The sequence below is a fragment of the Pseudorhodoferax soli genome, from assembly GCF_003337555.1.
Taxonomy (GTDB): Bacteria; Pseudomonadota; Gammaproteobacteria; order Burkholderiales; family Burkholderiaceae_C; genus Pseudorhodoferax; species Pseudorhodoferax soli.
In genome coordinates this window covers 413,752-438,631 of record NZ_QPJK01000008.1, presented here as the reverse complement: position 1 = coordinate 438,631, position 24,880 = coordinate 413,752, and the positions used below count along the sequence as shown (strand labels likewise).

The window sequence follows — 24,880 nt, the reverse complement described above, 5'->3', positions numbered from 1 at the left end:
CTCTCCCCCTCGCCCCCGCTTCCATGACGCTTGTGCTGGTGATCGAGCTCGTGCTGCTGGGCGTGGGCAGTGGCTTTCTGGCCGGCCTGCTGGGCATCGGTGGCGGCATGTTGATGGTGCCCTTCCTGACCTTCCTGCTGTCCAAGCAAGGCGTGCAGGCCGACCTGGCGGTGAAGATGGCCATCGCCACCTCGATGGCCACCATCATGTTCACCTCGGTTGCCAGTGTGCGTGCGCACCACAAGCGCGGCGCCGTGCGCTGGGACATCGTCAAGACGCTGGCGCCCGGCATCGTGCTCGGTAGCCTGGTGGCCAGCCTGGGGGTGTTCGCCTTGCTCAAGGGCGCCTACCTGGCGATTTTCTTCGGCCTGTTCGTGGGCTTCTCAGCCACGCAGATGTTCCTGGACAAAAAGCCCAAGCCCGCGCGCCAGTTGCCCGGCACGCCAGGCCGGCTCGCGGCCGGCGGTGCCATCGGCTTCCTGTCGGGCCTGGTGGGCGCCGGTGGCGGCTTCGTCAGCGTGCCTTTCATGACCTGGTGCAACGTGGCCATCCACAACGCGGTGGCCACCAGCGCGGCGCTGGGCTTTCCGATCGCCGTGGCCAACGTGGCGGGTTACCTGGTCGCCGGCCAGGGCGTGGCCGATCTGCCGCCCGGCGCGCTGGGCTATGTCTGGTTGCCCGCGCTGGCCGTGATCGCGCTGGCCAGTTTCCTCACCGCGCCGTACGGCGCCCGCGCGGCGCACGCGCTGCCCGTGGCCATGTTGAAGCGCGTGTTCGCCAGCATGCTGTACCTGCTGGCCGCCTACATGCTCTACAAAGGTCTGACCGCTTGAACGCCATGCTCCGTTCCCGCACCGCGCTGGTCTGCGCGGCCCTTGCCACATCGCTCGCCGCGCCGGCCCACGCACTCGAAGAGGTGCCCTTCGTCACCTCCCCCGACAACGTCACGCTGGAGATGCTGCGCATTGCCCAGGTGGGGCCGCAGGATCGCCTGATCGACCTCGGTTCGGGCGACGGCCGCATCGTGATCGTGGCGGCGCAGCGCTTCGGCGCCAGCGGCCTGGGCGTGGAGATCGTGCCCGACCTCGTGCGCCAGAGCCAGGAGAACGCCCGCATCGCCGGCGTGGCCGACCGCGCCCAGTTCCGCGTGGAAGACATCTTCCAGACCGACCTCTCGGGCGCCAGCGTCATCACCATGTACCTGCTGCCCGATGTGAACCTGGCGTTGCGCCCACGCCTGCTGGCGCTCAAGCCCGGCACGCGCATCGTTTCGCACGATTGGGACATGGGCGACTGGAAGCCCGACCAGACCACGGTGCTGCCCGTGCCCGACAAGAAGGTGGGCCTGGAGAAAACCAGCAAGGTGCAGCTGTGGACGGTCCCGGCGCAGGTGCACGGCCTGTGGTGCGGTGCCGGCATGCTGGGCGGCATGCGCTTCGAGGTGAAGCAGAGCTTCCAGCAGTTCACTGCCATGATGACGCGCGGCGGGCGCGTGCGCGAGTACGCCGGCCGCATCGAGGGTGACACGCTGCATTCGCTGCCCGGCGCACGCACGCAGATGCAGCTGCGCCTGCAGGGCGAGCAGCTGGTGCTGGCCCAGGCCGACGGCGCGCTGGGCCTGCTGAAGGGCGCGGCACTGGCGCGCAGCAGCGGCGAGGACTGCGCCGACTGAGTCCGGCCTGCCCGGTGCGCGCACCTCAGGTCCCGGGCACCTCGACGATGAAGTCGCGGCAAGCCACCAGGTCCGGCACGACACCGAGCCCGGGGCGGTCGTCGAGTTGCACCGCGCCCTCGGAGAGGGCAAACCCGGGCACGGCCAACACCTCGCGCAACGGGTTGGGATTGGCGTCCACCTCCACGTAGCCCGGCCCGCCGACTGCCGCCTTGAGGTGGAAGGACGCGGTCAGCCCGATTCCTGCGCCGAGCCAATGGGGGCAGAAGGTCTTGCCGTGCTGCAGCGCCAGCCTGCCGACCTGCACGCAGCCGCTGAAACCGCCCCACTTGCCCAGGTCGGGCTGGACCACGGACATACCGCGGGCACCGATGAACGACGCGAACTGCGGCATGCCTGCGAGGTTCTCTCCGCCGGCCAGCACGAGCGGCTGCTCCACCGCCAGGCGTGCCCAGTCGGCAGGGCTGGCATCGGCGCGGACCGGCTCTTCCAGCCAGGCCAGGCCGAAGCGTTCCATGCGGCGGCCGGCGGCAATGGCCTCGCCCATGTTCCAGGCCTGGTTGGCGTCGACCATGAGAGGGGCATCGGCACCGATCGCATCGCGCACCGCTTGCAGGTTGGCCGCATCGCGCTCGGCCCCGAACCCCACTTTCATCTTGAAGGCACGGTAGCCCTCGGCCAGCTTGGCTGCGGCCAGCTTCTCGGGCTGGGTGGGATTGATGCCGGAGGCATACAGCGCGACCGGCGCCGGTCGCGCGGGCCCAGCAGCGGGCGACAACAGCCGCCACAAGGGCATGGCGGCACGCCGTGCCACGAGATCCCACACGGCAACATCCAGCCCGGCAACGATCTGCTGCAAGGTGCCGGGCTCGCCGCACTGCAGCGCCAGCACGGACAGCTTGTCGGTCAGCGCCTCGAAACATGCCAGAGGGCTGTCGAAACGCTGGCCGCAGACGAGCGGGCGCAGGTAGGTGGCGGCCATGCGCGCACGGTGTTCGGCCCCCACGACGGGGAAATTGCACCAGACCTCGCCCCATCCGAACACGCCGTGCGCATCCACCACCCGCAACAGCACAGCCGGGCGGTCGCGCATGGTGCCGAACGACGTTTGCACCGGCGGGTCTGCCGGCGCGCGCAAGACGAAGACATCCAGCCGTTCGACGGCCAACGCGGTATCGATGGGCAGCACCATGCGTCAGTCCAGCGCGATGCCGGAGGCACGGATGATGGGCACCCAGCGCGCGGTCTCGGCGCCGACATAGCGGTTCAGGTCTTCCGGGCTGCGGTAGAACGCCACGTCGCCCAACGCGGCCATCTTCTTCTGCAGGCCGGGGTCCTCCAGTGCCGTCTTGAGTTCGGCCGACATCCTGTGCTGGATCTGGGCCGGAACGGCCGCCTGTGCGAACAGCCCGATCCACGAATAAGCCTCGAAGCCCTTGATGCCGGCCTCCCCGAGCGTGGGCAGGTCCGGGAAGACGGGCGAACGCATGGCGCCCGTGGTCGCCACCGGCTTCACCCGCCCCGTGGCGATGATGCTCATGGCCAGCGGGATGTGGTTGATGGAGTAGGTGACGTCGCCCGCTGCCAGCGCCGTCATCGCCGCCGGCCCTCCGCTGAACGGGATGTGGGCGCTCTTGACCCCGGCCATCTGCTTGAACATCTCGGTGGCCAGATGCGGCGTGCTGCCGTTGCCATTGCTGGCGTAGTTGATCTTCTCTGCGCCGCCCTTGATCTCGTTTAGCAGTTCGGGGAAGGACTTGGAAGGGCTCTTGCTGCCCACCAGCACGACCAGCGGGCCATAGCTGATCTGCCCGATCGGCGCAAAGCTCTTCACCGGGTCGTACTTCACGCTCTTGAAGATGGCCGGGCTGTAGACCTGCGTTGCCGCATCGCCGACCAGGAAGGTGTAGCCATCGGCCGGCGCGCGTGCGGCCAGCGCCGTGCCAATGGTGCCGCCGGCGCCGGGCCGGTTGTCAACCACCACCGTCGTTTTCAACTGCGCCTGCAGTTTCTCCGCGACCATGCGCGCGGTCGCATCGATCACGCCGCCGGCCGGAAAGGGCACGATCAAGGTGATGGGTTTGGCCGGATAGCCGGCGTCTTCTGCTCCGGCGGCAAGCTGCGGCAGCAGCAGGGCACCTGCGGCGCAGGCGGTGGCAATCGCGATCGGCAAGTTCAAGATCAGTCTCCTGGTTCGAATTGGTGGTATGTGGCGAAGCGTCAGATGCGGGCTGGCGCTGCGGGCGGCGCGGCGTCCTGGATCAGGGCCGCGCCTTTTTCTCCGATGAGAATCGCAGCGGCGTTCGTGTTGGTCGACACCATGCGCGGCATCACCGAGGCATCGACCACGCGCAGGCGATCGATGCCGCGCACCCGCAGCGCCGGGTCCACCACGGCACGGTCGTCCGAGCCCATGCGGCAGGTGCCGCTGGCATGAAACACCGTGCCGCCCTTGTGGCGCGCGTAGTGTTCCAGTTCGGCTTTCGAGCGCATCGCGTCGCCTGGCGCGTATTCGTCCTTGGCCAGCAACGCGCGGAAGCTGGGCCGTTGGTAGATGTCGCGCAGGATCTCCAGGCCCGAAACCAGCACCTTGGCGTCGTGCGGGTCGGTCAGGTAGTTCGTGACGATGTGCGGAGGGTCCGCCGGATCGGCGGACCTGATCTCCACATGGCCCATGGAACGGGGCCGGCATTGCGCTGCCGACGCAGAGAACCCCGAGAAGGCATGGAGCGGATCGCCCGGCTTGTCGACCGACAAGGGCATCACGTTGAAGAGCAGGTCCGGACGGCCGCCCTCGGCGTGCGCGCTGCACACCAGGCCACCCACCTGCCCCGCGCCCACCGTCAACGGCCCGCGCTGGCCGAACGCCCATTGCGCCCCCATCTGCAGCAGCTTGAACGGGTTGCGGATGTCGTCGTTCAGCGAAACGCGGTGCTTCAGCTTGACGACCACTCGCGCCTGGTAGTGGTCCTGCAGGTTGCGGCCGCACTCGGGGGCGTCCGCCTGCACCTTGATCTGGTGCCGCCGCAGCAGGTCGGCCGGACCGACGCCGGACAACTGCAGCAGCTGCGGCGATTGCAGGGCACCGGCCGCCAGCACCACCTCCTGGTCGGCACGCCCGACGATGCGCTGGCCGCCCTGCGTCCACTCGACGCCCACGGCCCGTCCACCCTCGATCACGATCCTGCTGACGAATGCCTCGGTCGCGATGCTGAGATTGGGCCGGCCGGCAACGGGGAACAGGAAGGCATCTGCAGCGCTGCAGCGCCAGTGGCCCCGCAAGGTGAGCTGGTAGCTGCCCAGCCCCGCGTCCTGCGCACCATTGAAATCGGCTGTTGCGGCGAAGCCGGCCTCCTGCCCGGCCTGCAGCCAGGCCCGGCAATAGGGATGGTCGTTGCGCAGGTCGGACACGGCGAGCTCGCCCGCCACGCCGTGGTACTCGGAAGGCGTTCCGGCGTACTTTTCCGACTTCCTGAAGAACGGCAGCACATCGCGGTAGCCCCAGCCCGTGGCGCCCAGGCGCTCCCAGTCGTCATAGTCGGCATGCTGCCCCCGGATGTAGAGCAGGCCGTTGATGGCGCTGGACCCTCCGAGCACCCTGCCGCGCGGCCAGACGATCGTGCGCCCACCGGTTTCGGGCTGCGCCTGCGTGGCGAACTGCCAGGAAAACCGTTTGTCGTAGATGGTCCGGAAGTAGCCCACCGGCAACCTGAGCCAGAAGTTGCTGGACCGGCTGCCCGCCTCCAGCAGCAGCACCCGGCAAGCCGGATCCTGGCTCAGACGGTTGGCCAGGACGCAACCCGCCGAACCTGCGCCAACGATGATGTAGTCCCACGCCCTGGCGCTGGTGGATGCGGATGGCATGGGGTTGGGAGGCACTGCGAAGTCCTTGCGGTGGCTTTTGAAGATGTGCATATAGTCCTATAGACCATACGTTTAGTCTATAGGGATAACACGTGCTTCGAAAGCTGGCATGCTCCGCGCTCCTGCGCACCACATACCCGCACCGCCCACTTTTCCAACGCCAGACCGCATGACTTTTTCAGACAACGCCGTCCCGCTGTATCTGCAAATTGCAGACCTGCTGCGCAAGCGCATCGCAAGAGGGGTCTGGAAAAACGGTGAGAAAGTACCTTCGCTCGAAGCCATGGTGGGCGAATTCGGCGTGGCGCGCGTCACGGTCCGGCAGGCTGTCGACGTCTTGGCACGGGAAGGTCTCGTGTCGCCGCAACGCGGCAAGGGCACTTTCGTGACGGCCGTCCCCATCCAGCGGCAATGGCAGCGTGAATGGCAGACCGTGCATGCGTCGGTGGACGCGCTGGCACAGGCGTTCAAGGACACCCGCCCGCAGATCGTCACCATCAACGAATCGATTTCCGACGCACCGCTGCAGGCGAAAGACGGCATCCCCGCAGAACGCTACGTCTACATGCGGCGCGTCCATTCGGAGAAGGACGAGCCCTATTGCGTGATCGAGATCCACCTGGACGAGGCCATTTTCCGCACCGCGCCCGAGCGCTACCGCACCGAGGCGGTGGTTCCGCTGCTGGCCGAACTCACGGAGGGCGGCATCGCGCAGGCCCGCCAGGTACTGACGATTGCCAATGCAGACATGGACGTGGCAAGGCTGCTGAACATCCATGTCGGCGACGCCATTGCGCAGGTTCGGCGGGTCTTCACCGACGCGCGTGGACGGATCATCTACCTGGGCGAGGTGACCTACCGCGGCGACCTCTTCCGCCTCGAGATGGACCTCACGCCGCCCGAGCGGAACGCACGCAGACCCTGAGATCCCGTGGGTTGCACGCGCCATCGCGGCAACGTCGCGGCGACATCGCGTTGCGCGCCCGCTGCAGCCGGTGCAACAAAGTCACGGGAAGCAACCCGCCGACGCGGAGCACCGTGAAGTACTGGGCACTTTGCCAGCCCTGCTCCGCCACAGGGCCAGATTTGCGCCCGCCAGTGAACACAATCCTGCCCACTCGCTCAGTTTTACGCCGGTTCCGGCACGGGTTTCAGGATTCAGAATGTTCAAATCGTCTCGCTTTCTGCTCGGCTTCGCCACCTTCCTCGGTGCCTCGACGGCATTCGCTGCGCCGGTCGACCTGGGCCTGGCCAACGCCTACAGCCTGGTCAGCTTCGGCGACTTCAAGAGCAACAACAACAGCATCGGCGGCAGCGTCGCCGTCGCGGGCGACTTCGCGGCCAACGGGTTCTCGCTGAACGGCAAGAGCCTGGTCGTCGGCGGCGACCTCAGCTACAGCAATGGCTCCATCGCGGGCAACGCCTACGTCGGCGGCACGCGCGACACCAAGGGCATGAGCATCAACGGCCAATGGCTGAGCGGCGAGGCGCCGCTGGGCTTCGCGGCGCTGGCCCAGCAGATGGGCAGCCTGTCCAGCGGCCTAGCCGGCCTGGGCGCCACCGGCAGCAGCCAGAGCCAATGGGGCGGCCTGTACCTGGCGGGCACGAAGAGCGCGGTCGACGTGTTCCAGCTCACGGCCAGCGACTTCACCGGCAATGGCTGGAGCAACCTGAGCAATCTGGCCTACGGCAGCACCCTCATCTTCAACATCGGCGGCAGCCACCTGAGCTTGTCCAACGGCATGCTGGGTGGCCTGTCCGGCTACAACGTGCTGCTCAACTTCTACGAGGCCGAGAGCATCACCTTCGCCGGCATCTCGCTGGATGCCAGCATCCTGGCGCCCCATGCCACGGTGAAGGGCGGCAACGGCACCATCAGCGGCAATGTGGTGGTGGCGGACTGGCAGGCCCAGCTGACGCTGCCGGGCACGCGCAGCTTCCAGAGCACCGAGGTGGCCGCCTATCGGCTCCCCGAGCCGATCCAGCCCGAGCGCCCCGACCAGCTCCCAGTGGCCACGCTGCCCGGCGACGCCGTGGCCGAGGTGCCCGAACCCAGCCAGCTGGCGCTGTTCGGGGTCGGCCTGGCCATGCTCTGCATCGCCACGCGCCGCCGCAAGCTGGTGTCTTGAAGCCCATTGCGGGGGAGCCGCATGCCTTGCCCTAATATGGGGCCATGCGAACTTCCCTGGTTTCCCGCCGCACCGCGATGGCGCTGGCCGCGGCAAGCTGCCTGCCGGCGCACGCACTGAAAAAGAGCCGCTGGCCCACACGCGACGGCGCCCCGCCTCTGGTCATCGCCCACCGCGGCGCCTCCGGCTATCTGCCCGAGCACACACTGGCCGCCTACGAGCTGGCCGTGCGCATGGGCGCCGACTGCATCGAGCCCGACCTGCACCTCACGCGCGATGGCCAGCTGGTGGCCATGCACGACGCGACGCTGGAGCGCACCACCGACGCCGCCACCCGCTTCGCCGCGCGCAACGGTGGCTGGCGCGTGGCCGACTTCTCGCTCGAAGAGATCCGCCAACTGGCGATGCGCCCCCAAGGCAGCGCCGCACTGAGCGTGCCCGGCTTCCAGCCCAGCGCCGCCCACCCGCTGCGCGTGCCCACGCTGGAAGAGATCATCCTGCTCGCGCGCCGGCTGGAGGCCGAGGGCGCGCGCGCCATCGGCCTGTACCCGGAGGCCAAGCAGCCCGGCCCGCGCCTGGCCAGCCACTTGCTCAGCGTGTTGTCCGCCGCCGGCTATGTCGGCAGCGACAAGGTCTTTCTGCAGTCCTTCGATCTGGACACCGTGCGCAACCTCGGGCGGCGCCAGCAGGCGCTCGGCCTGGGCTACCGCGTGGTGCTGCTCAGCGGCTCGGCCAACCGCCTGCTGGCCATGGACCTGGCCCACATTGCGGGCTTCGCCAGCGGCGTGGGCATCAACATCCGCGGTGAAGGCATGTCGCGCAGCTTCATCGAGATGGCCCACGCGGCCGGCCTCACGGTGCACGGCTACACCTTCAACGAGGCACGCGCTGCCACCGCCCTGCCCGAGTACCGCAAGTTCATGGGCTGGGGCATGGACGGTGTGTTCAGCAACTACCCCGATCTCGCGCTGCAGGCGCGTGCGGCGGAAAGCCACTTTCTCTAAACTGTTTTTCCATCCAGTATCATGGCACTGCCATGGAACTGGACCGCAAGCTCGCCATCCTCGCCGATGCCGCCAAATACGACGCCTCCTGCGCGTCCAGCGGCACGACCACGCGCGACTCCATCGGCGGACGCGGCATCGGCTCCACCGAGGGCGCCGGCATCTGCCACAGCTACGCCCCGGACGGCCGCTGCATCTCGCTGCTCAAGGTGCTGCTGACCAACTGGTGCCTGTACGACTGCCTGTACTGCGTCAACCGCGTCAGCAGCAACGTGCCGCGCGCGCGCTTCACGACGGACGAGGTGGTGCAGCTGACGTTGGACTTCTACCGGCGCAACTGCATCGAAGGCCTGTTCCTGTCCTCCGGCATCATCAAGAGCCCCGACCACACCATGGAACTGGTGGTCGAGGTGGCGCGCAGCCTGCGCGAGGACCACGACTTCCGCGGCTACATCCACCTGAAGACCATCCCCGAGGCCAGCGCCGAGCTGCTGGCCCGCGCCGGCCGCTACGCTGACCGCCTGAGCATCAACATCGAGCTGCCGACCGACGAAGGCCTGGTGGCGCTGGCACCCGAGAAGGACGGCCAGGCCATCCGCCGTTCGATGGCCCGGCTGCGCGTGCACATCGACGATGCCAAGGGCGAACGCGCCGCCGTGCGGCCCACCACCCTGCCCGCGGCGCGCCCCAGGCCGGCCGAAGCGCCGCGCTTCGCACCGGCCGGCCAGAGCACGCAGATGATCGTCGGCGCCGATGCGGCGAGCGACCGCAGCATCCTGGCCACCAGCGCCACGCTGTACGGCTCGTACCGGTTGCGGCGCGTGTACTACTCGGCCTTCAGCCCCATCCCCGACGCCTCGCGCCAGTTGCCGCCCGCCGCGCCGCCGCTGGTGCGCGAGCACCGGCTCTACCAGGCCGACTGGTTGATGCGCTTCTACGGTTTCGCGCACGACGAGATCGCCAGCGGCAGCGACGGCATGCTGGCGCTGGACATCGACCCCAAGCTGGCCTGGGCGCTCGCCCACCGCGAACGCTTCCCCGTCGACCTCAACCGTGCGCCGCGCGAGCTGCTGCTGCGCGTGCCCGGCCTGGGTGTGAAGTCGGTCGACCGCCTGCTGCTGGCGCGGCGCCAGCGCGTGCTGCGCGTGGACGACCTCGGCCGCCTGGGCGTGCCGCTGCGCAAGCTGCTGCCCTTCGTGAGCGTGCCGGGCGCCACCGCGCGCGGGCTGGACAGCGCGCAACTCGCTGCCCAGTTGCGCCCCAGGCCGCGCCAGGCCTCGCTGTTCGACGCCCATGCAGACGCTTGACCGCTTGCGCACCGTGCGGCTGGCTGCGCCCGACGACCTGGCTGGCTTCAAGGCCGCAGTACGGCGCCTCATCGCGCAGCAGTCCCCGCCCGAGGCCGTGCAGTGGCAGCTGGCAGACGCAGGCGACCTGTTCGACGAGGCGCCCCAGCTGCCCGAAGCCGCCCCCGCAGCGCCGTTTCGCCTGCCGGCCGAGATGGTGGCGCTGCTCGAGCGCGCCGCGCTGCACCGCGACCCAGGCCGCTTCGCACTGCTGTACCGCCTCGTCTGGCGCCTGCTGGCCGAACCGGCCCTGCGCGAAGACCCGCTCGACGCTGACCGCCTGCTGGCCGAACGCATGGCCCGCGCGGTGCGGCGAGACATGCACAAGATGACGGCCTTCGTGCGCTTTCGTCCGCTGCCCGGCGCACGGCACGTGGCCTGGTTCGAACCCGAGCACCACACGCTGTGCGCCACGGCGCCCTTTTTCGCGCGCCGCTTCGCGCAGATGCACTGGGCCATCCTGACGCCCGAGCGCAGCGCCCAGTGGGATGGACAGGCGCTGGTCTTCGGCCCCGGCGCGCGGCGCGAGGACGCGCCCGGCCCCGATGCCGGCGAACAGCTGTGGCTGACGTACTACGCCCACATCTTCAACCCGGCCCGGCTCAAGCCCGCGATGATGCAAAAGGAGATGCCGCGCCGCTACTGGAAGAACCTGCCCGAGGCCCAGCTCATCTCCCCGCTCATGCACGCCGCGGCCCAGCGCAGCGGCCGCATGGTCGAAGACGGCGCCAGCGATCCGCAGCACCGCCGGCCCGCCGCCTCCATTGCGCTGCGGCTGGACCAGCGCCCCGCAGAGATCGCCGCCCCGGGCACGCTGGCAGCGCTGCGCCTGGCCACGGCCCAGTGCCGCGCCTGCCCGATCGGCCAGCACGCCACCCAGGCCGTGCACGGCGAGGGGCCACTGGGCGCGGCGCTCATGCTGGTGGGCGAACAACCCGGCGACCAGGAAGACCTGCGTGGCCAGCCCTTCGTTGGCCCCGCCGGCCAGCTGCTGCGGCGCGCGCTGGAGCAGCTCGGCTGGTCGCGCGAAGCGCTGTACCTCACCAACGCCGTCAAGCACTTCAAGTACGAACTGCGCGGCAAGCGCCGCCTGCACAAGACCGCCGGCCAGAAGGAAGCCGCCATCTGCAGCCAATGGCTGGAACACGAGATCGGTCTGGTGCGCCCGCGCGCGGCAGTCGCGCTCGGCGCCACGGCCGCGCGCGCGCTGCTGGGCCATGCGGTGCCGGTCGGCGCATCGCGCGGCCAGTGGCTGCGCCGCGCCGACGGCCTGCCCGTGCTCGTCACCCTGCACCCGGCAGCGCTGCTGCGCATGGACACACCCGATCCTGAGGCGGCCTTCGCCGGCTGGCTGGCCGACCTGCGGGCGGCCACGCCTATCATGGCCGCCCATGAAGACGCTGCTGATCGTCCACCACAGCCTGACCGGCGGCACGGCGCAGCTGGCACAGGCGACGCTGCGGGGCGCGCAGACTGAAGAAGGCGTGCAGACCCGTTTGCTTAAAGCCGTGGACGCCGGCCCCGAGGACCTGCTCGCGGCCGACGGCTATGTGTTCGCCACGCCCGAGAACCTGGCCGCCATCGCCGGCCTCATGAAGGACTTCTTCGACCGCTGCTACTACCCGGTGCTGGACCGCATCCAGGGCCGTCCCTATGCCGCGCTGGTCTGCGCCGGCAGCGATGGCAGCAACGCGGCGCGGCAGATCGCGCGCATCGCGACGGGCTGGCGGCTCAAGGCGGCGGCCGAACCGCTGATCGTCTGCACGCACGCGCAGACGCCCGCGCAGATCCTGGCGCCCAAGCACATCGCTGCGGCCGAGCTGCAAAGCGCCGAGGAGCTGGGCGCAGGGCTGGCCGCGGGCCTGGCGCTCGGCGTGTTCTGAGCCACCAGCCAGCGCAGCTTCAGTCCTCGTCCAGCGCCTGGAACCGCTCCGCCAGGAAATCCACCAGCGCGCGAACGGCAGGCAGCAGGCCCCGCCGCGAGGCGAACACCGCGTGGATGATCTCGCGCCGCGGCGCCCACCCCGGGATCACGTGGACCAGCTCGCCGCGCGCGATCTGCTCGCGCACCATCATCGAGGGCAGCTGCACCACGCCCACGCCGGCGACGGCCGCCGCGCGCAGTGCCACCATGCCGCGCGTGACCAGGCGCGGCCGGTGGCGCAGTGCCACCTGCGCGCCGTCCGGGCCCATCAGGTTCCACACGTGCTCGTGCTGCGGCAGTCCCAGGTCCATGCTGGGCAGGCCGGCCAGGTCGGCCGGCACCGCGGGAACCACACCCGACAGCAGCCGCGGGCAGGCCACCAGGCACTGGCCGCGTTCGGCCAGCACGCGCATCACCAGCTCGCTGTCCTCGATCGGCGGGGGACGCACGCGGATGGCCACGTCGATGCCTTCACCCACCACGTCCACACGGCGGTTGGTTTCCTCCAGATGCAGCTCCACGCGCGGGTGCGCGGCCAGGAAGGCCGCCACCATGTCGGCGACGCGCGTGTCCAGCAGCGCCACTGGGCAGCTCATGCGCACCACGCCGCGCGGCTCGGCATGCGTCAGCGCGATGGCCTCGTCCGCGGCCTCTGCCTGCACCAGCATCGCCTTGCAGTGGCCGTAGTAGGTCTGGCCGGTCTCGGTCACGGCAAAGCGCCGTGTCGAACGCTGGATCAGCCGGGTCCCCAGGCGCTCCTCGAGCAGCGCAATGCGCCGGCTGAGCTTGGACTTGGGCAGGCCCAGCGCCCGGCCGGCCGGCGCGAAGCCGCCGTGGTCCACCACCTGCACGTAGTAGTAGAGATCGTTCAGGTCTTGCATCGTTCACCCAATGGAACGCTGATGGCACATATCGGCGACTACCGGGACCAGCGTTCCGATCCTATTCTCTCTACATCGCCCAGGGCCGGTGTCCTGGCAAAGCAAGGAGATGCACATGAAGAAGGTACTCGGTGTCTACAGCGCTCCCCGCCCGCACTGGGTGGGCGACGGTTTTCCGGTGCGCTCGCTGTTCGGCTATGACGGCCTGGGCAAGCACCTGAGCCCGTTCCTGCTGCTGGACCACGCGGCCCCGACCCCATTCCCGCCGGCGACGCAGCCGCGCGGCGTGGGCCAGCACCCGCACCGCGGCTTCGAGACCGTGACCATCGTCTACCAGGGCGAGCTGGAGCACCGGGACTCCACCGGCGCCGGCGGCCTGATCGGCCCGGGCGACGTGCAATGGATGACGGCCGGCGGCGGCATCCTGCACGAGGAGTTCCACTCGCGCGCCTTCACCGCGCGCGGCGGCACGATCGAGATGGTGCAGCTGTGGGTCAACCTGCCCGCCAAGGACAAGATGACCGAAGCGCACTACCAGACCCTGCTGGATGCGCAGATCCCGTTGGTGGCGCTGCCCGGCGGGGCGGGGCGGGTGCGGGTGATCGCCGGCGCGTTCGACGGGCAACGCGGCCCGGCACGCACCTTCACGCCAATGGACGTGTGGGACATCCGCCTCGGCCAGGGCGGCGCGGCCCGCTTCGACGCCCAGCCGGGCCACACGCTCGCGCTGGTGGTGCTGCACGGCACGGTGCAGGTCAATGGCGACACCACCGCCCGTGAAGGGCAGCTGGTGCACCTGGAGCGCGCCGGCAGCGGCGTGGCGATCGAAGCCAATGGCGACGCGAGCGTGCTGTGGCTGTCGGGCGAACCGATCGAGGAACCCATCGTCGGCTACGGCCCGTTCGTCATGAACAGCCCGGCCGAGATCCAGCAGGCCATGGCCGATTTCAACGCCGGCCGTTTCGGCCGGATGCCAGCCTGACATCCGACGGCCCCGGCAACGGGGCCGCCCGTTCCGCCCGTTCCAGGGCTTTGCGCACCCCCCACAGGAGATCCACCATGGGCACCCCCGCCACCACCGCCAACTTCAACGGCGCCCGGCCAGTCATCGATCCCGACAACGCGGCGATGCTGTTGATCGACCACCAGAGCGGCCTGTTCCAGACCATCAAGGACATGCCCTTCACCGAGGTACGCTCCAACGCCACCACGCTGGCCAAGGTCGCGACGCTGGCGAAGATCCCGGTCATCACCACGGCGTCGGTGCCGCAGGGCCCGAACGGCCCGCTGATCCCGGAGATCCACAAGTACGCGCCGCACGCGCAGTACGTCGCGCGCAAGGGCGAGATCAACGCCTGGGACAACGCCGAATTCGTGGCGGCGGTGAAGGCCACCGGACGCCGCCAGCTCATCATCGCCGGCACCATCACCAGCGTGTGCATGGCCTTCCCGAGCATCGCCGCCGTGCACGAGGGCTACCAGGTGTTCGCCGTGGTCGACGCCTCGGGCACCTACTCCAAGATGGCGCAGGAGATCACGCTGGCGCGGATCGTGCAGGCCGGCGTGGTGCCGATGGACACCGCCGCCGTGTGTTCGGAGGTGCAGAAGACCTGGAACCGCCCCGATGCACAGCAGTGGGCCGAGGCCTACAGTGCCGTGTTCCCGCCCTACCAGCTGCTGATCGAGAGCTACGCCCGGGCGCAGGAAGTGGCGAAGAACAACGAAGGCCTGGATTCGCAGCGCGCCTGAGCGCCATGCGTGCGGTGCGCGCCGCGATGCCGCTCAGCGGGCCGGAACGACATTCGCCCGGCCATCGCGCGAGGGCACAGGGTCGGCGGACGTCGGCGGTGGCGGCGCACCTTCGGGCGTGACCACGGTGGCACGGCCATCCGGTGTGGTCTGCGGAATCTCCGCCGGCGGCCCGCCGCGTGCGGCGTCGCGCCGGCGGCCGGCCTCGCGCACGCAGGCATCGCGCGCCGGGGCGGACAACTGGCCGCTGTTGCAGATCGCCAGGTCGCTCTGGTAGATCTGCTCCACCGTGCTGCCCTGGGCCCAGGCCCAGCCGGTGCCCACGAGCGGGGCGAGCAGTGCAGCGGTGGCCAGGTGCGAGCGCATGGCAAGAGGGTGCGCCGCTGCGGCGGCCTTGCCTGTGGGTCGTGGCCGCGTCGGCGTGTCCGGCGTCAGGCCGCGGCGGGGGCCCGCGCTGGCGGCTGGTGTTCGTAGAAGCAGCGCACGCGCGAGACCGGCGCCAGGTAGGCGCGCGCGCTCGCCGGCAGCTGCGCCGGCTTGAGGCTGCGGCGGATGCCCTGCTCCGGCACCGATTCCAGGTCCAGGATGAGCGCCTGGTCGGGCGGCACAGCCGGGTCATGCACGAGCACGCGCGGCTTGAGCGGCCGTGTGGAATTGACGGAGACCACCAGCGCAAAACGCTCGTTGGCCAGCTGGACCACCGAGCCCGGCGGGTACACACCCATCATGCGGATGAAGGCGCCCAGCACCTCGGCATCGAAGCAGGCCTTGTGGCGCGCGAACGTCAGCGCGAGCGCCTCGTGCGGCGTCAGCGCCTGCGCCATCACAGGTGGATTGCACAAGCGGTCATAGCGGTTCACGAGCGCCAGCACCTTGCCGCCCGTGCCCATGTCCTCCCCTTGCACGCCAGCCGGGAAGCCGCTGCCATCGGCCATCTCATGGTGCTGCCCGATGGCCTGCAGCGCCCAGGCCGACAGGCCCATGCGCCGGCCGGTCTTCACGCTCTCGCCCACATGGCTGCGGTAGATCGCCATCTCTTCGGGCTTGTAACGCTCGTCGCGCATGCGCAGCTGCGCGGGCAGCTGCTGCTTGCCCAGGTCGTGCAACAGCGCCGCGATGCCCAGTTCGGCGAGGCCGTGCGCCGGCAGGCCCACCGCCCGGCCCAGCAGCAGGGCCAGCACCATGGTGTTGGCCGGGTGCGTGGCCTGGCTCTCGCCGCTGCCCTCGGAGAGCAGGCGGATCGTGGCCTCGCCATCGACGAGGATCTCGGCCACGCAGCGGGCCACCAGTGCCTCGCACTGCTCGCGCATGGCGACGGGCCGTGCGGGCACCTCCTCGACCACACGCTGGTACAGCCGCGCCACCTCGCCGAAGCGCTGCTCGCAATGCTGCAGGCTGGCCTGCTGGGCCGCGAGCTGCTGGTGCCGCTGCGCCTGCAGGGCGCGCGCCTCGGCCTGCAGTCGGTCCTGCGCCACATCCGCGACGCGGGGCTCGCCGATGGCGGGGATGGCGCCGAAATCCGAGGGCGGCTCCTCGGGATCGCTGCGGTCGGGAAAGTAGCGCACCTGCGTCAAGCCCAGCGCACGGATGGTGCGGATCTGGTCGCTCGAGGTGATCTTGAAACTGCCGCGCGGGAAGGGATGGTCCATCCAGCCCAGGTCCAGCTGGATGAACAGACCCCGCCGGAGTTGACCGACATCGATCAACTGCGAGCTCTTGTCATCCATGGCGAAACGGCGCGCGGCCTGGCATCGGACCATTATGTCGTGACCATGGCATAAGTCGGCGCGGCTTGCGTGGGTTGCGCCACAGGGGCTGCCACCGCCCCGAGCCGGAAGCGCTCGACCGCATGCTGCAGGTCGCCCGCCTGCGACTCCATGCTGCCGGCCGCCGCGGCGGCCTGCTCGACCAGCGCCGCGTTCTGCTGCGTCATCTGGTCCAGCTGCACGATGGACCGGTTCACGTCGGCGATGCCCTGGCTCTGCTCGGTCGATGCCGCCGTGACCTCGCCGATGATGTCGGACACGCGCTGCACGCTGGCCACGATCTCGTCCATCGTGGCCCCTGCATCCCTGACCAGCAGTGCGCCCGAGCCCACGCGGGTGACGTTGGTACCGATCAGCGCCTTGATCTCGCGCGCCGCCTCGGCGCTGCGCTGCGCCAGCGAACGCACCTCGCTGGCCACCACCGCGAAGCCGCGCCCCTGTTCGCCGGCGCGCGCCGCCTCCACCGCCGCGTTCAGCGCCAGGATGTTGGTCTGGAACGCGATGGAGTCGATCACGCCGATGATGTCGCCGATCTTGCGCGAGCTGGCACTGATCTCCTCCATCGTGCTGACCACCTGATGCACGAGCGCGCCGCCCTTCTTCGCCACGCTGGCGGCCGAGCCGGCCAGCTGGTTGGCCTGGCGCGCCGCGTCGGCGCTCTGGCGCACGGTCTCGGTCAGTTGCTGCATGTGCGATGCCGTCTGCTCCAGCGAGCCGGCCTGGCGCTCCGTGCGCTCGGAGAGGTCCTGGTTGCCGGCCGCGATCTCGCGCGAGGCGATGGTCATCGCATCGGTGCCGCCGCGCACGTGGGCCACGATGGCGGCCAGGCCCTGCGCCATGTCGCGCACCGCCGCCAGCAGGCTGGCGTCGGCGCCGGGCGCCACGGAGATGGCCTGCGACAGGTCGCCTTCGGCCATCTGGCGCATGACATCGCACGCGTACTGCGGCTCGCCGCCAAGCTGGCGCCAGATGCTGGCGATCAGCAGCCACGAGCCCAGGGCCAGCACCGCCACCACCACCAGGCCGCTGGCCACGGTCGCCAGCACGCCGGAGTTCACGCCGAGTTCGGCCCGCGCCAGATCGGCATCGAAGCTGGCGCGCGCGTCGCCCTGCATCTGGCCCAGTCCGGTCTCCAGCCGCTTCAGCGCCGCCTGCATGCGCGGAATGGATCCGGCCTGGTCGCCCTGCCGGATGCCCAGGAACAGCTGGGCCGTGTCCACCGCCGCGGCGTAGTAGGCCTCGAAGTCGCGCTCCAGCAACGCCCCGGGCTCGGCCTTGCCGGCGATGGACTTGATCTGCCCCAGCGTCTGGCGCATGGTCGCGGCGCGCTCGGCCGCTTCCTCCAGCCGCTTCTTCTCGCCTTCGGCCACCGCGCTCTGCATGGTGTTGCCCAGGCCTTCGAGCTGGCTGGCGAAGCGGTTGGATGCATCCAGGTAAGGGTGCGACACCTCGCTCACGTGGTCGATCGCCTCCTGCGTGCGCGTTGCAAAGAACAGCACCACGGCGATGCCCAGTCCGAACAGCAAGGCCGCCATCACGGGCAGCAGTGCGATGCGGGTCTTCAGATTCATGCCAACCTCCAGGACGGCCGCCGCTCGGCACCGTCAATCGACGTTCAACACCACCTTGACCGAGCCGTCGACGGCGGACTTCTCGATGTAGCCGATGGCGTCCGGGTTGGCCGCCACGAAGCTCTTCATCTCGGCTGCGCCGGCCAGCTCCTTGGGCGGCGTCGCCTTGCCCGAGAACACCAGGCGCGACCAACCGGCCTTCACCTGGGCCGAGGACTTGCCCGTGACCTTGGTGTAGAACTGCTCGCGCACCGCCGCGCTTTCCGGCAGGTCGGCCGCGGCCGCCGCGGCGCCGCCGGGCAACTGGTTGCTCTTGCCCAGGAAGATGCCGGCCACCTGGTCGGCCGTCATGGCGGCGGTGGCGCTCTTGGCGCCGACCACCACGGCCACCTGGGCCTGGGCTGCCCATGCCGCGCCCGACAGGGCCAGCACGGCGAAGACTCTGGTGCGGGTCATGCTGCGCCCTCCTCAGAACACGAAGTCCACAGCCAGGCTGTAGACGTTGACGCGCTTGTTCGAAAAGCTCGCGTCGGCGTTGTAGAACTGGCCAGCGCCCGTGGTCTTGATGCTGTCGATCTGGGCCTTGACGGCCACGTTGCGCAGGCCATCCCAGCGCACGCCCAGCCCGATGGTCTTCTGCGGTGTGCTCTGTGCGGCGGTCGCGCCGTCGACATAGGCCCGCAGCGGCGCCTGCATCCCCGGCAACACCACCGAGCCCGGAATGGTGTTGTTGACATTGCTGTCGTCGGTCTTCAGCCGCGACAGCGTGGCATAGGGCGTGAACTTGCCCACGCGGTAGCCCAGGGTCGTGTACCAGCCCGTGGTGTCGGGAATGAAGGTCTCGGTCTTGCGCTTGGTGTACTCGGCCAGCACGATCCAGTTGCCCTGGTCGTAGGTCAGGCCCAGGCCGCTGAAGCTGGCCCGCTTGTCGTTGGGATCCAGCTGGTTGCCGACGCCGGCGAAAGGCGTGCGGCGCAGCACGCCCACCAGGTCGTTGAGCGAGCCGGAGTTCACCGTCAGCTTGCCCGTCACATGGCCCAGCCGCAGGCTCAAGCCATCGACCAGCTCAATGGTGGCATTGAAGCCGACCAGTGAATCGATCTCGACCTTGGTGCGTTCGACGTACGAGGAACTCCTGCCGCCGATGACCTGCAGCGTCAGCGCCTTGCCGGCCACGCTGGTCTGCCAGCTCAGGTCGGCGCCATCGAAGTGGCTCACGGGCACCTGGCCGTAGACGTCGATGGGCGGGCGCAGCCAGGTGTTGGCATAGCCCACGTCGCGGAAGTCGGACACCGCGAAGAACGGCCCGCCCATGCGGCCGGCGCGCACGGCCAGGCCCGGCGTGGCCTGCCACTTGGCGAATGCCCATTCGATCTGCGGCGTGAACTTGCCCTTGCCGTCCTGCTTGCTGAGCACCTGCACCGTCGCCGAGAACTGGCTGTTGAACCTGGCCCCCATCTGGACGCCCAGCTTGCTGTCGACCTCGCCGCTCCAGGACTTGTCGGCACCACGGATCTGGCTCGGGACCACATACTCGGCGCCGTCCTTGCTGGTGCCGACCACACCCACGGTGCCGAAGCCGGACAGGCTGAAGATGGACTCGGCCTGCGTCTGCGCCTGGGCGCTGGTGGCCAGGCCTGCCAAGGCGGCCACCACGGCCGCCCGAAGCTGGAATCTCATGGCGAACTCCTTCGATGAACAAGGCCCTGCATGCCTGTGCAGGCAGCACGGGGAGCGGTGGTCGGTGCCCGGCGGGCACCGCTCCGGCAGCCGGCGGGCACCTGCGGAACAGGGCGTGCGCCGGCTGGCGCGTTCGGTGGGAGGCAGCGGGTCGTTTGTGTTCTGTTTCTTGTCTATCCCCTCTTGCATGCATCCTAGGACTTGAACTCCTCCACGCGACATGCATTCAGGCCCCGGCTGTCGCCTCCACGGTGCCGGTCGTAGACAAGACATGAGCGCATCGACAGAACGGCGCGCTGCATGCCGCTTGCGCGCGGCCTGCAGGCAGGGCCGACCGGATGCAAGTCAGGGTGCGTGCTCAGCGCGGCAGGCACCAGGGCGCCTGGGCATGCACGAGGCCATGCCACAGCGCCCACGAGGAACTGGCCAACAAGGCCAGGCCGGCCAGGCGGGTTCCCCAGGCCGAGAGCCGTTCGGCCCGGCCGGCCAGCACGCCGCCCGCGCCGCCCGCCAGCGCCGGCGGGCGCATCACCAACCAGGGCGCGGCCCACAGCGACAGTGCCGAGCCCGCCGCGAACGCCAGCATGGCGCTGGCACCGCGGACCGGATCGCCCGCGAGCGCCGCCGTCAGCAGCGCCGCCTGCAACAAGCCACACGGCATCAGCGCCCAGGCCAGGCCCACCAGGACACTGCCACCGCGCCGTGGCGCGAGCATGCGCACGCGCTGCCACACCGCCCGGCCCTGGCGCTCCAGCCAGGCCGGCTGGCGTGCCTGCAGCAGCAGCACCAGCCCCAGCGCCATGGCGGCCAGGTGCACGAAGCTCCAGAGCGGCCGCAAGGCCACACTGGCGCCGCCCAGCCAGCCCAGGCCCTGCAGGGACCAGGCGGCCAGCGCGCCCATGGCCGCATAGCCGGCGGCCCGGCCGGCATGGAACTGCGCGAGCGCGCGGCCGCTGTGCGGCCCGGCGGCGCGGCCGATGCCGGCGCAGGCTGCGCCGCACATCAGCGCGCAGTGCGGCCCACCGGCCAGGCCCATGAGCAGCGCAGTCATGCCGGGATCGGCGGCCATGGGGAACTCAGAGGATGCGCGAGAAGCGGGCACGCGTGCGGTCGGCCTGCACGTAGCGGTCGAACACCATGGCCACGGCGCGCACCAGGTACCAGCCCGTGGCCGTGACCTGCAGGCCCTGGGCGTCGACCTGCACCAGGCCGTCGTCCTGCAAGGCTTGCAGCTGCGCCAGCTCGGCTGCAAAGTACTGGTGGAAGTCGATCAGCCAGGCCAGCTCGATGGCCTCGAACTGCAGCGCACCCTGGCACATCAGCGCCATGATCACGCTGCGGCGCAGCAGGTCGTCGCGCGTGAGCGCCAGGCCGCGCACCACGGGCAGCGTGCCCTGGTCCAGCAGGTCGCAGTACTGCTCCATGGTCTTGGCGTTCTGCGTGTAGCTCGCGCCGATCTTGCCGATGCCGGACACGCCCAGCGCGACCAGGTCGCAATCGGGCTGCGTGCTGTAGCCCTGGAAGTTGCGGTGCAGCCGGCCCTGGCGCTTGGCCACGGCCAGCGCGTCGCTGGGCAGCGCGAAATGGTCCATGCCCACGTAGACGTAGCCGGCGGCCTCGAAGCGCGCCAGCGCCGCACCCAGCATGGCCAGCCGCGCAGCGCCATCGGGCAGCTGCCCGGCATGGATGCGGCGCTGCGGCTTGAAGCGCTCGGGCAGATGCGCGTAGCCGTACAGCGCGATGCGCTCGGGCCGCAGCTGCACCACCTGCTCCAGCGTCTGCGCGAACGAGGCCGGGGTCTGCAGTGGCAGGCCGTAGATCAGGTCGACGTTGATCGATTCGAAGCCCAGGCCGCGCGCACTGTGCACCAGTTGCTCCACCTGCGCATAAGGCTGCACGCGGTGCACGGCCTTCTGCACGGCAGGGTCGAAGTCCTGCACGCCGAACGAGAGCCGGTTGAAGCCCAGGCGGGCCAGGTGCTGCAGCCGCGTCGCGTCCACGGTGCGCGGGTCGATCTCGATGGCGTACTCGCCGCCCGGCGCCAGCGCGAAGCGGCGCCGCAGCAGCCCCATGAGCCGGCCCAGCTCTTCGTCGTTCAAGAAGGTCGGGCTCCCGCCGCCCAGATGCAGCTGCCACACCTGCTGGCCTTCGCCAAGCATGGCCACGTAGAGATCGACTTCGCGCGCCAGGTAGTCCAGGTAGGGCCCGGCCTTCTCATGCCGCTTGGTGATGATCTTGTTGCAGGCGCAGTAGTAGCACAGCGACTCGCAGAACGGGATGTGCACGTACAGCGACAGCGGCAGCGCCTGCCCCGCCCCGCCGTGGCGGCGCTGCAGCAGCGCCTGGCGCAGGTCTTCGGGACCGAAGGCCTCGACGAAGCGGTCGGCCGTGGGGTAGGAGGTGTAGCGCGGGCCGGGCCGGTCGAAGCGCCGCAGAACGTCGGTCGGTACCGCGCAGGCGGCAGGGCAAGCCAGTGAAGTGGTCATGGGAAATCCTCTGCCGCCACTGTGCCGCGTTCGATCTGGTCAGACCTTGACCCAGATCAAGTCTTCAGCCACCCGGGTTTGAGACAATTTGCGCCACGTCATGAAAGGACGCCATGCTCCCGCACACCATCAAAGTCGCCTGTTCCAACTGCAACCTGCGTGAGCTGTGCATGCCCATGCAGCTGGACCAGCAGGAGCTGGAGCGCATCGACGAAGTCGTCGCGACGCGCAAGTCCATCAAGCGCGGCGCCAGCTTGTTCCGCAGCGGCGAGAAGTTCACCTCGCTCTACGCGATCCGCACCGGCTTCTTCAAGACCACGGTGGCCACGGACGACGGCCGCGAGCAGGTCACGGGCTTCCAGATGGCCGGCGAGATCATCGGCCTGGACGGCATCGTCAGCGACAAGCACAGCTGCGACGCCGTGGCGCTCGAAGACGCCGAGGTCTGCGTGATGCCGTTCGACCGGCTCGAAGAACTCTCGCGCGAGGTCAACGCCTTGCAGCACCACGTGCACAAGATCATGAGCCGCGAGATCGTCCGCGAGCACGGCGTGATGCTGCTGCTGGGCAGCATGCGGGCCGAAGAGCGCGTGGCGGCCTTCCTGCTGAATTTAGTCAAACGCCTGCATGCGCGTGGGTTCTCGCGCAGCGAACTGGTGCTGCGCATGACGCGTGAGGAGATCGGCAGCTACCTGGGCCTCAAGCTCGAGACCGTGAGCCGCACCTTCTCCAAGTTCGGAGACGATGGCATCGTCGAGGTCAAGCAGCGGCACCTGCGCATCCTCGATGCCGATGCGTTGCAGCGCATCGTCAATCCCCAGGTCTGCCACTGAGGTACTGCGGCGTGGCCAGCAGCAGCGTGAGCGCGCTGCCGGCCATCGCCACCGCCCAGAACGCGAAGAAGCTCGCGGTGTAGACCGCCATCGCCGACCAGTCGAGCGCACGGCCCAGCCAGTGCAGGTCGTGCGGGTCGACCAGCGCGAACACGATGATCTCCAGCACGCCGGCGGCCAGGAAGGCCGGCCAGGCGATCCACATCCCATACCGCACTGCCACCGCGCCGCCCTCAGCGCGGCGCCGGCACGCTGCCGGTCGCCGCGTGGTTGCGCCCGGCCATGGCGGGCTGCAGGTCGAAGGCCTCTTCGGCCGCCACCTGGGCCGGGGCCGGCCGGACCACCGGGTCGGCACCGCGGAAGGCGATCACCGCCGTCGCGATGCCGGCCACCACGACCACCAACGGGCCGCCGATCACCATCCACACCATGCCGTAGCGCCACCAGGGCCGTGCGGGACGGGCTTGTTGTCGTGCTTGTGCTTGCATCGAAGTCTCCTTCACCGGGGAATCAAGAACACGGACTTCTCGCGCACGCGGGCGTCGCCGTCCAGCATGCGCAGCTCGAAATGGATGGGATGCGAGCCGCCTGCCGCCGCGCCCTGCTGGTGCGGCAGTTGCAGCCGCACGGCGACCCAGCGTGAGGCCGTGGCGTCCACCTCGACCTCGGGCTCGGAGGTCACGACCAGGCCCGGCAGGCCGCTCGCGGCGATGGCGAAGCGCTGGTGCGATTCGGTGGCGTTCATGATCTGCAGCCGGTAGACGTTCTCGATGGCGCCACCGGCCACGATCCGGGCCATGGCACCGCGGTCGCGCACCACGTCCACCTTGAACGGCGTGCGCAGCGCCAGGCTCACGGCCAGGCCCAGCGAGATCGCCAGCAGCACGGCCGCGTACACCAGCACGCGCGGGCGCAACACGCGGCGCCAGATCTGCGCGCGGCTCCAGCCCTGGGCCAGGCCCTGCTGCGTGGTGAACCTGACGAGGCCGGGCGCGTAGCCCATCTTGTCCATCACGCCATCGCAAACGTCGGCACAGGCGCCGCAACCGATGCACTCGTACTGCAGGCCCTGGCGGATGTCGATGCCGGTCGGACAGACCTGCACGCACAGCGTGCAATCGATGCACGCGCCCAGCCCGCGCGCCGTCGGGTCGGCGCTGCGTGGCCGGCTGCCGCGCGGCTCACCGCGCGCCGCGTCGTAGCTCACGATCAGCGTGTCGCGGTCGAACATCGCGCTCTGGAAGCGCGCGTAGGGGCACATGTACTTGCAGACCTGCTCGCGCAGGAAGCCCGCATTGCCATAGGTGGCCAGGCCGTAGAACAGCACCCAGAAGACCTCCCACGGCCCCATCGTGGTGGTGATGAAGGACATCGCCAGTGCGCGAATCGGGGTGAAGTAGCCGACGAAGCTGAAACCGGTCCAGAGCGCGAAGACGGTCCAGGCGATGTGCTTGAACCACTTCTTGACCAGCTTCTCCAGCGACAGGGGCGCCGCGTCGAGCTTCATGCGCGCGGCGCGGTCGCCCTCGATCCGACGTTCGATCCACAGGAAGATCTCGGTGTAGACCGTTTGCGGGCACGAGAAGCCGCACCACAGCCGGCCAGCCACGGCCGTGAACAGGAACAGCGCCAGCGCAGAGATCACCAACAGGCCGGCGAGGTAGATGAAGTCCTGCGGGTACAGCACCAGGCCGAAGATGTAGAAGCGCCGCGCCTCGAGGTCGAACAGCAGCGCCTGCCGCTCGCCCCACTGCAGCCAGGCGGTACCGTAGAAGGCCAGCTGCGTGAGCCACACGAACGCCCAGCGCCAGTGCTGGAAGAAGCCGGCGACAGTGCGCGGGTAGACCGTCCTCTGGGCCTCGAACAGGGGAATCAGCGCGGGATCGGGCTGGATGGGGATGACCTTGCGCTCGGTGTTCACTGAAGTACCTCCACGCTGACGCGCTGCCATGCGAGCACCCGGGGCCGGCCCGGC

The 24,880-nt window shown here is 69.6% G+C and carries 25 protein-coding genes; 11 read left to right on the top strand and 14 right to left on the bottom strand.

Annotated elements, in window-relative coordinates; translation table 11 throughout:
- The first annotated feature begins 23 nt into the window (after positions 1-23).
- Together DES41_RS27375 and DES41_RS27370 are read left to right on the top strand one after the other, a co-directional pair.
- Positions 24-833, top strand: coding sequence for a sulfite exporter TauE/SafE family protein (locus tag DES41_RS27375; protein ID WP_114470760.1), 810 nt, complete (start codon positions 24-26; stop codon positions 831-833).
- Between the two features lie 5 nt (positions 834-838).
- Entirely contained in the window at positions 839-1,672 is an 834-nt protein-coding gene (locus DES41_RS27370; RefSeq protein WP_114470759.1) for an SAM-dependent methyltransferase, read from the top strand.
- A gap of 25 nt (positions 1,673-1,697) precedes the next feature.
- On the opposite strand, the gene DES41_RS27365 is transcribed toward DES41_RS27370, so the two are convergent.
- From DES41_RS27365 to DES41_RS27355, 3 genes are read right to left on the bottom strand one after another with little or no spacing between them, the layout of a single operon-like run.
- Positions 1,698-2,864: a mandelate racemase/muconate lactonizing enzyme family protein gene (locus DES41_RS27365; RefSeq protein WP_114470758.1), complete on the bottom strand. Its 1,167-nt coding sequence runs from the start codon at positions 2,862-2,864 to the stop codon at positions 1,698-1,700.
- Between the two features lie 3 nt (positions 2,865-2,867).
- Positions 2,868-3,851 carry a Bug family tripartite tricarboxylate transporter substrate binding protein gene (locus DES41_RS27360; RefSeq protein WP_114470757.1) on the bottom strand — a complete coding sequence of 328 codons (984 nt, stop codon included), beginning with the start codon at positions 3,849-3,851 and terminating at the stop codon, positions 2,868-2,870.
- A 41-nt stretch (positions 3,852-3,892) separates the two neighbouring features.
- Positions 3,893-5,536, bottom strand: coding sequence for a GMC family oxidoreductase (locus DES41_RS27355; RefSeq protein ID WP_114470803.1), 1,644 nt, complete (start codon positions 5,534-5,536; stop codon positions 3,893-3,895).
- Positions 5,537-5,705: 169 nt separating this feature from the next.
- Here DES41_RS27355 and DES41_RS27350 point away from each other — a divergent pair, with 169 nt between their 5' ends.
- From DES41_RS27350 to DES41_RS27325, 6 genes are all read left to right on the top strand, one after another.
- Complete coding sequence (locus DES41_RS27350) at positions 5,706-6,461, top strand: GntR family transcriptional regulator (RefSeq protein ID WP_114470756.1); 756 nt, start codon at positions 5,706-5,708, stop codon at positions 6,459-6,461.
- A gap of 238 nt (positions 6,462-6,699) precedes the next feature.
- Entirely contained in the window at positions 6,700-7,665 is a 966-nt protein-coding gene (locus tag DES41_RS27345) for a choice-of-anchor A family protein (RefSeq protein WP_114470802.1), read from the top strand.
- A gap of 44 nt (positions 7,666-7,709) precedes the next feature.
- Positions 7,710-8,669, top strand: coding sequence for a glycerophosphodiester phosphodiesterase family protein (locus DES41_RS27340; RefSeq protein WP_114470755.1), 960 nt, complete (start codon positions 7,710-7,712; stop codon positions 8,667-8,669).
- Positions 8,670-8,701: 32 nt separating this feature from the next.
- Entirely contained in the window at positions 8,702-9,976 is a 1,275-nt protein-coding gene (locus DES41_RS27335; protein ID WP_114470754.1) for a putative DNA modification/repair radical SAM protein, read from the top strand.
- The gene (locus tag DES41_RS27330; protein ID WP_170168302.1) at positions 9,963-11,492 is read left to right on the top strand and encodes a UdgX family uracil-DNA binding protein; all 1,530 of its coding nucleotides are present in this window, start codon (positions 9,963-9,965) and stop codon (positions 11,490-11,492) included. The genes DES41_RS27335 and DES41_RS27330 overlap by 14 nt, the downstream gene beginning before the upstream one ends.
- Positions 11,407-11,898: a flavodoxin family protein gene (locus DES41_RS27325; protein WP_114470753.1), complete on the top strand. Its 492-nt coding sequence runs from the start codon at positions 11,407-11,409 to the stop codon at positions 11,896-11,898. Before DES41_RS27330 ends, DES41_RS27325 begins: the two co-directional genes overlap by 86 nt.
- A 19-nt stretch (positions 11,899-11,917) precedes the next feature.
- Here DES41_RS27325 and DES41_RS27320 read toward each other — a convergent pair whose 3' ends face one another.
- Positions 11,918-12,820: a LysR family transcriptional regulator gene (locus tag DES41_RS27320; protein WP_114470752.1), complete on the bottom strand. Its 903-nt coding sequence runs from the start codon at positions 12,818-12,820 to the stop codon at positions 11,918-11,920.
- Between the two features lie 115 nt (positions 12,821-12,935).
- On the opposite strand from DES41_RS27320, the gene DES41_RS27315 reads away from it, so the two are divergent.
- Together DES41_RS27315 and DES41_RS27310 are read left to right on the top strand one after the other, a co-directional pair.
- A complete protein-coding gene (locus DES41_RS27315; protein ID WP_114470751.1) occupies positions 12,936-13,802 on the top strand; it encodes a pirin family protein in 867 nt (288 codons plus the stop codon).
- Between the two features lie 77 nt (positions 13,803-13,879).
- Positions 13,880-14,569: a hydrolase gene (locus tag DES41_RS27310; protein WP_114470750.1), complete on the top strand. Its 690-nt coding sequence runs from the start codon at positions 13,880-13,882 to the stop codon at positions 14,567-14,569.
- A 33-nt stretch (positions 14,570-14,602) separates the two neighbouring features.
- Here the strand turns inward: DES41_RS27310 and DES41_RS27305 are convergent, their stop codons facing one another.
- The 7 genes from DES41_RS27305 to hemN all read right to left on the bottom strand — a co-directional run bounded on the left by DES41_RS27305 (position 14,603) and on the right by hemN (position 22,072).
- A complete protein-coding gene (locus DES41_RS27305) occupies positions 14,603-14,935 on the bottom strand; it encodes a hypothetical protein (protein WP_114470749.1) in 333 nt (110 codons plus the stop codon).
- 65 nt (positions 14,936-15,000) lie between these two features.
- Complete coding sequence (locus tag DES41_RS27300; RefSeq protein ID WP_114470800.1) at positions 15,001-16,296, bottom strand: HD-GYP domain-containing protein; 1,296 nt, start codon at positions 16,294-16,296, stop codon at positions 15,001-15,003.
- Between the two features lie 32 nt (positions 16,297-16,328).
- Complete coding sequence (locus tag DES41_RS39640) at positions 16,329-17,906, bottom strand: methyl-accepting chemotaxis protein (protein ID WP_114470748.1); 1,578 nt, start codon at positions 17,904-17,906, stop codon at positions 16,329-16,331.
- Between the two features lie 33 nt (positions 17,907-17,939).
- A complete protein-coding gene (locus DES41_RS27290; RefSeq protein WP_114470747.1) occupies positions 17,940-18,362 on the bottom strand; it encodes a type 2 periplasmic-binding domain-containing protein in 423 nt (140 codons plus the stop codon).
- Between the two features lie 12 nt (positions 18,363-18,374).
- The gene (locus DES41_RS27285) at positions 18,375-19,586 is read right to left on the bottom strand and encodes a porin (RefSeq protein ID WP_147282974.1); all 1,212 of its coding nucleotides are present in this window, start codon (positions 19,584-19,586) and stop codon (positions 18,375-18,377) included.
- A 358-nt stretch (positions 19,587-19,944) separates the two neighbouring features.
- On the bottom strand, positions 19,945-20,655 hold the full coding sequence (locus DES41_RS27280) for a sulfite exporter TauE/SafE family protein (RefSeq protein ID WP_114470745.1): 711 nt from the start codon (positions 20,653-20,655) through the stop codon (positions 19,945-19,947).
- A 7-nt stretch (positions 20,656-20,662) separates the two neighbouring features.
- Complete coding sequence (gene hemN / locus DES41_RS27275; RefSeq protein WP_114470744.1) at positions 20,663-22,072, bottom strand: oxygen-independent coproporphyrinogen III oxidase; 1,410 nt, start codon at positions 22,070-22,072, stop codon at positions 20,663-20,665.
- A gap of 113 nt (positions 22,073-22,185) precedes the next feature.
- Between hemN and fnr the strand changes: the two genes are divergently transcribed.
- On the top strand, positions 22,186-22,905 hold the full coding sequence (fnr, locus tag DES41_RS27270) for a fumarate/nitrate reduction transcriptional regulator Fnr (RefSeq protein WP_114470743.1): 720 nt from the start codon (positions 22,186-22,188) through the stop codon (positions 22,903-22,905).
- Here fnr and DES41_RS27265 read toward each other — a convergent pair.
- Genes DES41_RS27265 through ccoG form a run of 3 tightly spaced genes read right to left on the bottom strand, consistent with a single transcriptional unit; the run spans position 22,883 to position 24,856 of the window.
- Positions 22,883-23,110, bottom strand: coding sequence for a hypothetical protein (locus DES41_RS27265; protein WP_114470742.1), 228 nt, complete (start codon positions 23,108-23,110; stop codon positions 22,883-22,885). The genes fnr and DES41_RS27265 overlap by 23 nt on opposite strands.
- A gap of 28 nt (positions 23,111-23,138) precedes the next feature.
- The gene (locus DES41_RS27260) at positions 23,139-23,393 is read right to left on the bottom strand and encodes a nitrogen fixation protein FixH (RefSeq protein ID WP_114470741.1); all 255 of its coding nucleotides are present in this window, start codon (positions 23,391-23,393) and stop codon (positions 23,139-23,141) included.
- A gap of 11 nt (positions 23,394-23,404) precedes the next feature.
- The gene (gene ccoG, locus DES41_RS27255; protein ID WP_114470799.1) at positions 23,405-24,856 is read right to left on the bottom strand and encodes a cytochrome c oxidase accessory protein CcoG; all 1,452 of its coding nucleotides are present in this window, start codon (positions 24,854-24,856) and stop codon (positions 23,405-23,407) included.
- Positions 24,857-24,880 lie beyond the last annotated feature (24 nt).